The 14,986-nt window shown below is 33.6% G+C and carries 1 protein-coding gene; it reads right to left on the minus strand.

Annotated features, from left to right (window positions below):
* Window positions 1–32: 32 nt before the first annotated feature.
* Window positions 33–14,948, minus strand: a complete 14,916-nt coding sequence (locus Q1A73_RS18100) for an SDR family NAD(P)-dependent oxidoreductase (protein WP_299608351.1) — start codon at window positions 14,946–14,948, stop codon at window positions 33–35.
* Between the last annotated feature and the right edge of the window lie 38 nt (window positions 14,949–14,986).

Below are 14,986 nucleotides of genomic sequence, written 5' to 3' on the forward strand. Positions count from 1 at the left end.
TTTTTCATTGGTTTCTTCACTTACATAAAGATTTAATTCATGGTATCAACCTGACTATGTTCTGATAGATAGCCTGCCAATTCAGCAATGTTTTGATATTCAAAAAACAAAGTTGGATATAACTCTATTTCTAATGAATCCTCCATAACTTTTACCAACTGAATCAGTTCTGATGAGTCTATCCCCATATCCATAAAATTCTTTTTAGAAGAAACCTTACTCATATCTTTTGTTACCACTTTTTGAAGAAGATTTCTTATAAAGTTTTCTGCAGAATTTTCACCATTTATCTCTGATTTAGTTGATATCGACTCATCTTTAGTGTTCTCTATAGTTTTCTTTACTTTTGGTATGCGTTTACATACAAAACCTCTTATTTCGAGGAGAACCTCTCCCTGACTTGAGCATATATCGATATCTACCTCGATTACTTCTCTGTTACTCTTTACAATTGTTCCATAGCATATACATTCTTTATGCACCTTATGGAACATGTTTACACTTTTAATCATTAATGGAACAAATGGAGTTTCACCAGAAATAGATGTTAAACAACTAACTAAAGCACCATTTATTAGTGCAGGATGAACCAAAGAATAGGTATGACTGTCATCGCCTACAGGAAGTCTTAATTTTCCAACGGACCCCTTATCAGAAACATAAATTTTATCGATTACCTTTAGGCTATCTCCCTGATAAATCGATTTTTTATTTTCTTCTTCATAAAAGCTATCTTTTTCGATGATTTCTTTTGCATTGTTAATGACTTCATTAATTTCATCAATCAGATTTTCTTTTATTCTTGATGGGATCGTTTCAATAATTTTTCCTTCAGCTACTTTTAACTGATTGGTTTTAGATTTTTCACTAAAGACGTCTATTAAGTTGTTCTTGAGATGAACACTAACCATGGTTTTCTCATCGGGATACAGTATTACCGGATCTTTAAACAATAGGCTTCCCAGGCTAATTATTTGCTTATCATTTTCGCGAAGTTTATCTAGAATTAAAGATAGGTACGTTACTCCAAGGATTACTCTATCTCCATTTACCTTATGATCTCTTAGATAAGGCTCTCCGTAAGAATATTGCTCTCCAATTATTTGTTTATTTGTACTTTCTTCAACTTTTTCTTTAATAATTTCATCTCCAAGCCAATAGTAATTTCTGGAAAGCCATTCTGTTTTTAGTGTTTTTCGTTTTGATATTATTTCTGAAGAAGGAGCTTCAATAATCATGTGACAATTTGTACCTCCAAAACCAAAACTAGATATTGCTGCTATTTTCTGATCATGATTCCAATCTTTTACGGATGTATTTGGATAGAAGGGTGAGGTTTCAAACTTAAATCTTGGATGTGGATTTTCGCAATGTAACGTAGGAACTAATTGTTTATACTTCATTTGTAGCAGAATTTTAATTAGTCCTGTGACACCCGCTGCGGTCATATTATGGCCTAGATTACTTTTTACTGATCCCAATGCACAATACTGTGTTTTTGCAGTTTCTTCATTATATATTTCTGTTGCTGCTTTTATTTCTATAGGATCTCCTAACAACGTTCCAGTACCATGAGCTTCATAATAAGTTATTTCATCAGGAGAAATAGAAGACTTTTGCAATGCATCTTTAATTACATCTTTTTGTCCTTCTTTATTTGGCACAGTTAATCCCATGGTTTGACCGTCATTGTTTACCGAGGACCCTTTTATGATTCCTAATATTTGATCACCATCATTTTTGGCAGATTCATAATCTTTCAACAAGATTAAAGCTCCTCCCTCACCAAGTACAAAGCCTGATGCTCGTTCATCAAAAACAAAACTTTTTCCTTCTCTGGAAAGGACTTTAGCCTGACTAAAAGCAATATGTCCAAATGCATCAACCATAATTGAAACACCACCTGCTATTGCTAAGTTCACTTTGTTATTCAATATATCTTCACAAGCTTGATGAATTGCTACAAGAGAACTAGAACAAGCAGTATCAATCACCTGACTTTTTCCCTTGAGGTTATAAAAGTCTGAAAGTCTGGCAGCAATCATATTACTGATATTGTTTACTACAGTATGCTGATGGGCTCCTTCGGGAAGAAGGTGATAGTTATTTCTTACGTAATTATTATCCTTAGCACCAATATAAACCCCAGTCTTCGTGTCATAAACCTCTTCTTTTTTATACCCTGCCTGTGCAAATAAATCCCTTGCCAGCAGTAAAGCAATTCTGTGCTGTGGATCCATTGAAATAGCTTCTTTATCGCTAATTCCGAAATACTCTGCATCAAAAATACCAGGGTCATTGATGAAACCTCCTTTGGTTGTATACGTTTTATCCAACCTATCTTCCTTTGCATAATATAAAGAAGGGTCCCACCTTGTATCGGGTGTATCCGTAATCAAGTCTTTTCCTGATTTTAAATGCTCCCAAAATTCCTCAAGGCTATCGGATCCAGGTAATTTACATGACATTCCAATTATTGCTACTTGTTTTGGAGCACCGTGATTCTCTTCTTCTACATAAATCGTTTCTGGCGATTCTTCTTGATTGCCGTTTAAATTGGTTTCCGGAAATGCTTCAGTTAATATGTCTTTAGCCGTAGATTCTTGAATTTCAGAAATTAGATACTCCGATATCAAATCTATAGTAGGGTAACTTACAATCGCAGTAGGCTCGATAGCTATTTTAAATTTTGATTCTAGCGCATCCAGTACTTTGATCATCATTATTGAATCCACACCATACTCAGAAAACTCAACTTCGGTTTCTATATCCTTTAGATTTATTTTTAATAGTTCGGAGCAAATCTCGACTACTATCTTTTTTATATCAGAAACCGTAAATCCAGTACTATTGGATGGCTTAACATCTGCTTCTGTATTTTTTTTACTCAGAAGCACCTTCTCAATTTTATATTTATCTCCAAAAGTTGGTATTACTTGAGTTAAAGAGGTCTTTAGAATCGACTCAAATAAATTAATTCCTAATTCTGCGGGTAGCGGTTCCATGCCCCATTTATTTTTCAAGAATTTTTTGGAGATTGGATCCATTTTAATTCCTCCATCTGCCCATAATGGCCAGTTTATACTAACGGTTTTTCCTATTCTTTTACCTTCATGGACTTTACAATTTCGTTCATCTGCAAAACAATCCAAATACGCATTGGCAGCACTATAATCTGCCTGACCTACATTTCCGATAATAGCAGTAACAGATGAGAAAAGTGCAAAGAAATCAAGAGGCTGATCCTTGGTAACCTCATCCAAGTTTTTTACACCTGTTGTTTTAGGAGACAACACATCTAGCACTTCGTTTTCAGTCTTATTCTCGATTAGACTATCTCTGATAACACCTGCACAATGTATAATACCATCTAAATGATTATATGCACTTTTTATTTTTTTCATGAGCGAGATTACCTCGTTCTTTTGTGCTACATCACATTGAAAATATTTTACGTTACCTGAAGCGGATAATGTGCTAAGTACTTCCTGATCAGGTAGACTTCGACCGACAACAATAACTTTAGCAGTTTTGATCTTACTAATATGATTTGCAATAAGTTTTCCTAAACCTCCCATTCCACCTGTTACCAAATACACACCATCTTCCTTGAAAACAACAGATTTAGAGTCATGCAGTTCGATTGGCATAAAGGATTTCACCTGTCTTTCTTCCGATATATATTGTACTTCTATATCAGATTGTCCAATTTCGTACTCTATTATTGATGAGATTGATTTTATGTTAGTAATTGAGAGTTCATTTACACCAATTAACCTACTTTTTAGACCAGGTTTTTCTTGTTGAAGTGTCTTTAGCAGTCCCGCTATAAATCCAAATTCAGCATATTCTGTATTATCATAAAGTAATGTGAGATCAGATAATCTTTTTGATTTTAATAAAGGCTGTATTATTTTAATGATTTTGGATACATATTCCTGTTCTGAGTCTTCATTTAAAGCTATAACTTCTATTTCCATTGTTTTTTTAAGATAATCCGCTGTAGCTGCTGCTCCATTTAAAACTAGGATCAAAGCCGTTGAAGTAGCATCATCATTCTGATCAGTTTTCTTATGACTGATTAGTGTTTTTTTCCAAATAGATTGGTACAACTGTATAGACGCATTTTCTTTCTTCGACACATTATTTGGTTCAACATTTCGATCAATAGGTAGCGTAGTGAAGTTTTTGAAACTTAGAACGAGTTCTCCATTATTATTTAGAAGATCAATGTTATAACTATTTACCTTTTTATTAACCGTGGTGTTCTTTTTTAGGTGACACCAGGTTATGTCTGATAATTCCTGATAAAAGGTAATTTCTTGTGCACTAAAAGGTAGTTCTAATTTGTTCTCACTTTGGATAAAACTAAATCCTCCACAGGTTTGTAGCGCACTATCTAATATCCCGGGTGATAACCTATAGCCATCCATTACAGGAAGTACTATTTTGGACAAAGCTTCGTCTTCATTATAATGTAGCTCTTCAATCCCCTGAAAAGTGCTGCCATAGTCTATGCCTAACTCTTTGAATTTTATATAACATTCATTCTTAGTTTTTTTATTTGAAAGATTCAATTTTATGGCATTGATATCCTTTTTTACATTCGATTCTTTGGATAGGGTTAGTAGCTTTCCTTTGGTATGTACTGTCTTATTATTTTCGGGTCCAGAAAATATCTCAAAACATATATTTTCTTTTTCCTCATAGATTTGAATATTTATTTCTTTAGGGCTTTCTAAAGTACTAAAAGGGCTTATCCAGGTTATATCTTTAACTCCTGTAATTTTCTTATTTAAAGATAGCTCACCTGCCTTTTGGGCAAGTTCTATATATGCTACTCCTGGTAAAATTTTAGTTCCTTTTACTTTGTGATCTTTAAGAAAAGATTCTATTCCTGAAAATACACTTGTAAATTTTAGTTTTCCTAAGCTAGAAGTATTTTGATGTACTAAGGGATGTAATTTATTTTGACCTTTAAATTCGGAAATTACATTTTCATTTTGCGGAATCCAACAGGTAACTCGATCAAACGGATAAGTTGGCAGACTTATTTTATTGGGACGGAAATCTGTATAAAGTAAGGACCAGTCAATCTCTTCTCCTTTGAGCCATAATTGTGCAAGCGACTCATTATCTTTATTTTCAATCAGATAATCAATATACTTTGTTTCCGATTCTCCTTCTGAAAATCCATCCTTTTTTTGCTTCTTTACCCGACCATATGAGAAATCCTGCTCACTATCGATACTATATCTACGTAATTGTTGTATTAAGTCTTCTATAGTAGATGCTATACAAGCTACTCTATGTTCCATGGGCTCCCTGCCTAATTGCAACGTATACGCTAATTGTTTAAGATTCGTTTCTGAATGATCTTCTAAATAACCTAATAGGTCTGTGATTCTTTTCTCTAATCTTGATTTATTTTTTGCAGATAATATTATAATTGAAGGAGATACTTTAGTGTTTTCATGATTTTTATTAGCTATATACTCTTCGATAACTATATGCGCATTACTACCACCTGCTCCAAAACTGCTAATTCCTGCAATCTTAGGAACATTATTATCTGTAATCCAATCTTTGCTTTCCTTTACTAAATAAAATGGAGACTTAGAAAGCTGCAGGTATTCATTAGGTTTCTTTAGATTTGGATTCCCTGGAATTGTATTGTGCTTCATGGATAACAATACTTTTATCACACCTGCTATACCAGCTGCTGCCTCTAGATGACCTATATTTGTTTTTACACTACCAAGTGCACAAAAAGGTTGACTAGGCTGCTCTAAGTTTCGTTGCTTATACAGTTTTTTAAAGGCCAATTTTAGCCCTTCTGTTTCTATGGGATCTCCTAATGGAGTTCCTGTACCATGTGCTTCAATATAACTTATATGTCGCGGGTCAATATTGGCATCTTCATATGCTTTTACTAATAGATCTTTTTGAGCATTTGGATTCGGTGAGGTCATACTATTAGCTCTACCTCCATGATTTTCTGCAGTACCTCTAATTACACCATAAATATGATCTCCATCTGCCTCTGCTTTACTTAGTTTTTTTAATAGTACAACACCAACGCCTTCACCTCTTACATAACCGTTAGCATTTTGATCGAAAGTTTTACATCTACCATCTTCACTTAACACACCTGCTTGACTGAAGGACAACGTCTGTACAGGAGAAAGTAGTGCATTGACACCACCGGCAAACGCCATTTCACAGTTACCGGACCTAATGTTTTCTACCGCTCTATGTATAGCAATTAAAGAACTTGAACAGGCAGTGTCAATAGGTTCACTGGGACCATGAATATCCAGAAGATAAGATATTCGATTTACTAAAACTGAATGCGAATTTCCTGTGGTAGAAAGCGTTTGATTAATTAATCCGGCATGCTGATTTATAAGAAGATTATAATCTGAACTTGAACAACCAATAAAAACACCAGTGTTGCTTCCTTTAATAGTACTTAAAGAAATTCCTGCATCTTCAAGTGAGGCATATACAGTCTCTAGGGTAATCCGCTGTTGAGGATCCATTAATTCAGCCTCTAAAGGAGAAATACCAAAAAACAAGGGATCAAATTTATCAATATCCTTAATAAATCCACCCCACTTGGATCGTGTCTTGTTCTTTTCTTTTAAAGGATTCCCATAATACTTTTCCCAATCCCATCTATCCGATGGAATTTCAGAAATCATGTCTTTGTTTTCTTTTAAATTATTCCAAAAACTATTTATATCAGACGATCCTGGGAAACGACCACTAACACCAATAATGGCTACTGGATCATTTTTAAGATTTTCTTGATTATTTAGGACTACTTTTCGTTTTGACATATGTGAATACCTTGGAATTTCTTTTTTTCCTGTAATCTTAATATCCCCTGTTGTATTTTCCGTAATCTTGCCGCTTCCATTTAATTTTTGAGCAGTAACCTCATATTTACCAAATATCTCGTCTTGATAATCCTCCAATAAAAAATTTGAAAGCTTATCAATAGTTGGATGATTAAAGAATACAGTTGGGGTTAAATCAATATTGTAGAAACCATTTAAGTGGTTAGATAATTTCGTTAACGAGACTGAATCGAAGCCATAACTTCCAAACTCATCAGTAATTCTAATAATGTCGGAATCCAGTTTAAGTAATTCAGAGACTAAGCTCTTTATCTTTTGGGTCAACAATTGTTTCAACTTTTGGATATCTAAACCTAATATTGGTTCACTATTCTTTTTCTTTATTTTCTCAGTTTGTTCACTATTAATAAGTTTCTGTTCCAATTCTGATTTTACTCCATAAACCACAGTAACATTGACTAAACCAGTATTAAGAGCTTCGATAAAAGATAATATCCCTTCCTTTTCTGGAAGAGGAATGATACCCCATCTACTTCTTAATTCTTCTTTATCCATAGTAACCTTCATTCCTCCTTCTTCCCAAACAGGCCAATTTATACTGATTGTATGACCATACCTGTTGCCTTTTACTTTCTCTTTATTTCTATAGTTTGCATAGTGATCCATATACGCATTTGCAGAAGCATAATCGCATTGTCCGATATTTCCAAAAACCCCAGCTATCGAAGAAAAGAAGACTACAAAATCTAATTTTTCATTCTTCGTAACTTCGTCTATATTTTTAGTTCCGGTTATTTTTGAAGCAAATACTTCTGATATTTCTTTATGGGTCTTATTGATTATTAAGTTATCCCGAGTGATCCCAGCGCTATGTATGATCCCATCTATCCTACCATATTTTTTCTTCACCTCATTAATTAATGTTTCGACTGATTCTTTGTTCGCAACATCACATTGGAGATAAGAGGCGTTTTGAAATTCATTGATAGTAGTATCCTCTTTAGAAATCAAATTTCTTCTACCTGTTAAAACAATCTTCGTATCCTTGAAACCATCAATATATCTGGAAAAAATCCTACCCAAACCTCCTGTGCCGCCTGTAATTATATAGACACCTCCTTCTTTGATGGATAAGGAATTTTTGGAAGGTTCTGGAACTAATGGATGTAAAACTTTAACTTTTCGTTCTATTCCTGAGTAACGAACTTCAGCATCCGAATTAGTTTTTTCCTGAATTATTATTTCTACTAATCTACCTACACTTTTAAACGATTGACTATCTACACCAATCGTCTTAAAATTAATTTTAGGATTTTCTTGGGTTACAGATTTTAATAGACCAGATAAAAATTCGTAGTTTAAATGACTAGAATTTTTACTCACAAATAATAAATTTGTTCTCCGATCCTTTAAGGTTATTTCTTTTAGTAATTCAAAAATTTCCAGAAAACAACGTTCCTCAGTTGATTCATTGATCCACTTTACTTCTAAAGAAAGATTTTCTTCAAGTTTTTCATATATTAATTGTTCAGAATCACCTAAAACAATTATCATTTCTTGGACTTCACCAAGATCTGGTTCAATAGATGTTTCTACTATTTTTGAAGTTTTCCAAGCGTTATTATATAGTTGAATCTGTGGATTGTCATTTGTTTTAAACTTTTCTTGACTATTGAGTCCGGAAACTGGTAATGTTACAAAATCACTAAAAGAAATTAGCATTCGTCCATTTTCATCTAGTAAATAAATGTTGTAACAATTCATTTTTACGCCGGGTTCTTGATTTTGGGCTTTTCTAACCAGACACCAAATATCTTTTGGTAACTCATCGTATATAGTAATTTCTTTTACGCTGAATGGTAAAAACAACTCTGTATTTCCTGAAGCAAAGCTGAACCCAACACAAGTCTGTAATGCGCTATCTAATACTCCAGGAGTAAGCAGGTAATCTGTATTTTTTGCAAGGCTTATTTTGGAAAGTGATTCTTCCTCATTGTAAAATAAATTCTGAATTCCCTGAAAACTTGGACCATGATACAATCCCATGGAATTGAAAAAATCATAACATTCTGCCCCACTTTTTGAATTAGTTAACCCGCTCTTTAATTCATTAATATCAATCAGGTTTGTTACCGTAGGCGTTTCTGTACCAATAATTCCATGGCTATGATAGTGCTTATCTTGTTTAGTTTCAGAATATACCTCAAAAACTATATCATCCCCATCTTCCCATAAACTAATCTGTACTTCTTTAGCTATCTTTTCAACCTTTATAGGGCTCACCCAGGTAAGATCCCTAATACTTGTTACTTTTTTATCAATTGATAATTGTGCAGCTTTTCTTGCAAGTTCTATATAAGCTACACCGGATAATATTTTATCTCCATGAACCTTGTGATCTTGGAAGAAATCCTCTTTTCCTGTAAAAAAACTGGTAAACTTTTGCTCATTAAAACTTGAACTATTCGTGTGCAACAACGGATGTAAATACTCAATAGGTTTTTCCAGATTGTTGATTTTTGCATCCGATTTTGGATACCAATACTTACTTTTAGCAAAAGGATAAGTTGGTAAACTAATTTTATCAGGTTTTCCGTCTGCGTATAACAATCCCCAATCTATTACAACACCAAGTACCCATAATTGTGCAATAGAACGTATTTCTTTATCTGCAATTGCTTGTTTTAGGTATGCTTCTCCTGCGTTTCCTGCTAGAAATAAATCCAATTTGTTATTTCTAATATCTCCAAACAATCTACCTTCCATACCTTTATCTATACAAGATGACAATTGATGCAATAGGTCTTCCCTATCTTGTACGATTAAAGCTAAACGAACGAACATCTCTTGTCTACCCTCTTGTAGCGTATATGCTACTTTATGAAGATCTATATTTTTATTAGACAGCAAGTATTCCTTAAGGTTAACAACTTGATTTTTTAAACCATCAAGATTTTTAGCTGATAGCAAAATAATTAACGGAGTAGCATGGAAATTAGCTTGTGCTTTTTCTTGCTTATATTCTTCAATAATGATATGAGCATTACTTCCACCGGCTCCAAAACTGCTAACTCCTGCTAAACGAGGTTTGTTATTTGTTGTTTTCCACTCTTGAAGTTTTTGCTGCACTTTAAAGGGACTATTTTCAAAGTCAATTTCAGGATTTAGTTCGGCTGAATGTAAAGATGGAACCAAACTTTTATACTTTAACTGTAATAGCACTTTTGTAACTCCTGCAATTCCCGCAGCGGATTCGCAATGTCCAATGTTTGATTTAATAGATCCTATACTGCAGAATTGTTTTTTATCTGACTGAAAAGCTTTTATTAAGCCAGAAATTTCAATAGGGTCTCCCAAACTTGTTCCTGTACCATGGGCTTCGATATAACTAAAATCTTCAACATTTATTTTTGATTTTTGAATTGCTCTTTTTATCACTTCTGCCTGTGCATTAGGATTAGGTACGGTATATCCATGGGTTTTTCCTCCGTGATTAAGCGCTGTTCCTTTAATCACACCATATATCTGATCATTATCCCTTTCGGCCTGACTTAATTTTTTTAGTACAATTGCTCCTACGCCCTCCCCAGGAATAAAACCGCTTCCTTTACTGCCAAAACTCTCACATTTGCCTCTTTTCGACAAAAACGAGCTTTGACTTAACATTAAATATTTATTAGGGTGTATACTAATATTTACACCTCCTGCTATAGCGACATCTGCAGTCTCATTAAGGAGGTCATTACAAGCTAAGTGAATTGCGGTCAATGATGAAGAGCACATTGTATCAACAGCCATACTTGGACCATTGAAATCGCAAAAATATGATACTCTATTTGCAATACTGCTTGGACTTCCTCCAAGTGATAAAGGTTGTCCGTTTGCTGTACTCTCCGCTCCATATAATTGATATTCTTCGTACATCACTCCAACATACACCCCTGTAATTAAACCATTTACAGATCTTTTAGACAAATCATTAACCTTATAACCAGAATCTTCTATGGCTTCCCAAACCGTTTGCAAAAACAACCGTTCCTGAGGGTCCATTAACTCTGCTTCTTTAGGAGATATATTAAAAAAAAGTGGATCAAACTCGGAAATCCCATCAATAAAACCTCCATATTTACTGGTTACGTGATGATGTTGATTTTCTTCCTCATTATAAAAATCGTCGATATTCCATCGATCCTTTGGAATTAGGGTAATACTATCTTTACCAAGTTTTAAATTTTCCCAAAACTCATTCATATTACGCGCCTCGGGATATCGGCCGCTCAAACCAACAATCGCAATATCTTCAATGGTGCCAAAAGAGTTTTGTGTTTCATCAGAACTGACTTTAGGTTCTATGATTTTATTAGGAAGCATATTCCTATCTTCTTCCACTACTTGACCTATACTTGTACTTGGTTCTAAACTATTATTACTCTTTGTGAAATGATCCAGATGATTTTTGAAAAAGTATGTACTTAGTTCTTTGATATTTTGATATTCGAAAAAATTTGTAGTTGTAATGGATAAGAAGTCCTTTGAAAACTCTTTAGTCAATTCGCCTATCAAAATTGAATCTATCCCCAAAGTATCAAATGAGATATCTGGGTTTATTTTATGCTCTTCTAATTTTAATACCCTAGAAAAAATTTGAATTAAATAGGTTACTATTTCTGAAGTGATATTAGCATTAGTTTTATCATTTTTTCTGACCAAATTTTCACTTGTCGGTTGGCTTGGAGTCTTACTTGCAGAAACTAAAGGCAAAAGAACTTTACCATCACTTTTAGCCAAAACTATTTGCTGTGGTAATCCATATTGTTCAGGATAAGATTTTGGCATTTCGTAACCTACTTCTTGTAAGATGTGTATCCAGTTTTCTGGAGAAAGTCCAGGACTACCTTCTAAACGAATCTCTTCATCTTCATAACTCCACCATCCTTCCAAAAGACCAAAAGTGATGCTGCTAAACAATTCTGTACTAGCTAATTCATTTAGTAGTAATATTCCTCCTTTTTTTGTTACATTTTTTATATTATGAAGTGTATTCTTAATGTTCTTAGTGGCGTGTATAACATTCGCTCCAATTACAATGTCAAAATATCCTGATGGTAAATTTTGCTCTATTGGGTTTCTTTCTATGTCGAAAATAGCGGTCGACAGATGTGGAACATCACTTTTAAAAGTATCCTCTGCGTGTATTAAGAAACTTTTGGAAATATCTGAATAACAATATTCAACACGATCTAGATAATATTCAAGTTTTTCAAAAATATATTGACTCGTTCCACCTGTACCTGCTCCGATCTCTAAAATTCTAACTTTATCCTCTGTGCCATTTTGTTCCAAACTTTCTTTAACCAATCTTAAAGTAGTTTCTGCTAACAACTCATTAAAATAGGTAGCTTGATAATTGTCCTTATAAACCGCACCTACTAAATCAATATCTCCACTTGGAAAAAGTACATCAGTCGAAATGATTGTACCAGTCCATATAGAATTAAAAGATTCTAAACATGCTTTTAGCAATTTTGCATATGCACTATACGATGGGTTTGCGACTACAAAGTCTTTTAGTGATTTTGTCAATGAAAACCTTTCGGATTCTAATTTTATCTCTTCATCCAAAACTAATTTATCATCAATAAGTCTGGCATACCCTGCTAGTTTGATTTCTCTAATTAACTCATTAAAAAGACGATCATATAAATCCAAAATCCCCAGAGAACTTCTCAGGTTTTTAAATTCAATATTTTTATGTGTCTTTCGATCAATACCTAATTGGAGTAACACTTGTAGTACTCCTTTTAAACATATTTCTCTGAAAAGTTTTTCGATACTTTCATTTCTCTGGAAAGCCTCTACTTTAGGTGATTCGTTAGTAAAAAAAGTGGTTCTAGCTATTTCAGTCAATCCCTGTTTATCCATGATATTTTCTACCATAGATTTGCCTTTATCATCCAGTTTTACAGCAGCAACTTGGTCAAAGTTATTAGAAAGCACCAGCTCTAATATCTTCATTCCTTCATTTGCAGAAACACTTTCGATTCCTAATTGCTTCATTCGATCCTGATACGTTTTAGAACGAACAATTCCTACCTCGCCCCAATACCCCCAGTTAATTGTATAAGAAGGTATATTATATGTATTTCGGATATAGTTTGCATATGAATCTTTGAATGTACATCCCGCGGAATAATTGGATTGACCAGCAGCATTCCAAAAGGATTGCACTGAAGAATAAAAACAAACAAAATCTAATGATTCGTCCTTAAAAGCATCAATAAAATTATGTGTTCCTATAGATTTAGGAAGATACGCTTTCGTAAAGTCGTCCTCGTTCATATTGACAAGAAGCTTATCATTTAATACAATCGCTGAATGAATTAAACCATTTACTCCTTTACAGATCTCCTTAATTTGATCATAAGCAATTTGCAAATTAGATTTTTCGTTAACATCGCATTGTATATAGATTGGTTTTGATCCAAATTCTTCCATAGTCTTTAGACAACTTTCAATTTTATCATCAATCTTACTTCTTCCTAACCAAATTAATTGTGCATCGTAATTTTTAAGAAGATATTCACTTGTAACCTTTCCTATTCCTCCTGCTCCTCCGAGAATAACATAAGTTCCATTTTTTCTTATTTTACCAGGAAGTTCCTCCGAAAGTTTTAACGGACATAACATTTTCTGGTAAAAGTGTCCTTTTCGATACGCAGTCACTTCTCCATTCCTATAATTTGAAAACCGAAGTATTTTATCAAGCTCTTTAGAAGATAACTTTGCATTATCAATATCAAGAAAACGTAATCTCCAACGAGGATTTTCCTTGGATAATGAACCTATCAAACCTGGTAATCCACTACCAAAAATATTCATGGATTCACCTGGGAAAACTTTTTGAACATTTGATGTAAATACAGTTATTCTTAACTCTCTATCCTTAAAATTATTTAGTAAAAACTTTATAACATTGAATGCCTCGCGTTCTGGACTTTCGTGCCAATTACAAATATCTTTATCAGACTTGTTTGTGATAGCATTCAACAAATAAACATCTGTAACTTCTTCGTTAAGAGCACTTAGCCCTTCTATTTCTTTAACTTCTTTTCCTAGTCCTACTAAACTTTTTTTCAAAGTATTTAAAAAGTGACTCGGAGTTACATTTTCTAGATTGATTAAACCATGAAGTTTACAATCTGATTCTAAAAAACTCCCGTAACCGGATGGAATAGAATTCCATACTGGAGTATATGAAATGTTATTAATAGTAGGCTGATTTGATAATGCATCATTACTAATTGGTTGTCTTTCAATTGATGCTTTATATGTAAGTGGTACAAATTTTTTAATCCTCACAAACTCATATTGGTCATCAAAAAGTGAAATATCGTAAGATGCTATGTTCTCTCGGGATTGATTTTTTTTGATATGACACCATATTGATTCGGGTAATGCCTCATAAATTGATAACTTCTCAATACTATAAGGCATTTGAATATTTTTATGATTTTCAGAAAGCTCGAATCCAATAGAACTTTGAAATGCACTGTCTAATACTCCAATAGACAGGAAACAGTTTTCAGTATTAGGAACCGATATCCTAGTAAGTACCTCATCGTGATTATAATAGATATGATGTATCCCTTTTAAACTTGGACCATATGTAAGACCTAGTTCTCCAAAAACATCATAACTTTCTTCCCTGTTTATAGAATTTGACAACCGTTTTCTAATGTTTTCAGCATTCTTATTTCCCGATTTAGGAATTGTGGTTGTGTTTAATCTTCCGCGGCAATGAGTAATTTCCTCATCCTCTATTTTTGTAAATATTTCGAAAAAGGCGTTTTCCGTATCGAAACTAATTTTGGTGTGTAATTCGTTACTTCTCTTAGAAACAAAAAAAGGTCTTAACCATATAATTTCGGTAATCTCAGTAACCTCTTTTTTTAACACCCTAGTTCCGGCTTCTCTGGCCAGTTCCAAATAGGCTGCTCCTGGAAAAACTTTTTCTTGATTGACTTTATGGTCTTCTAAGAAGGATTCCTTTCCTGAGTAAACACTTATAAAATGTTTTTCTTTCATATTACCTTATTATATTTTTGACTTACTTGATCCTATTT

Origin of the sequence: uncultured Aquimarina sp. (assembly GCF_947492115.1) — a bacterium.
Lineage (GTDB): Bacteria > Bacteroidota > Bacteroidia > Flavobacteriales > Flavobacteriaceae > Aquimarina.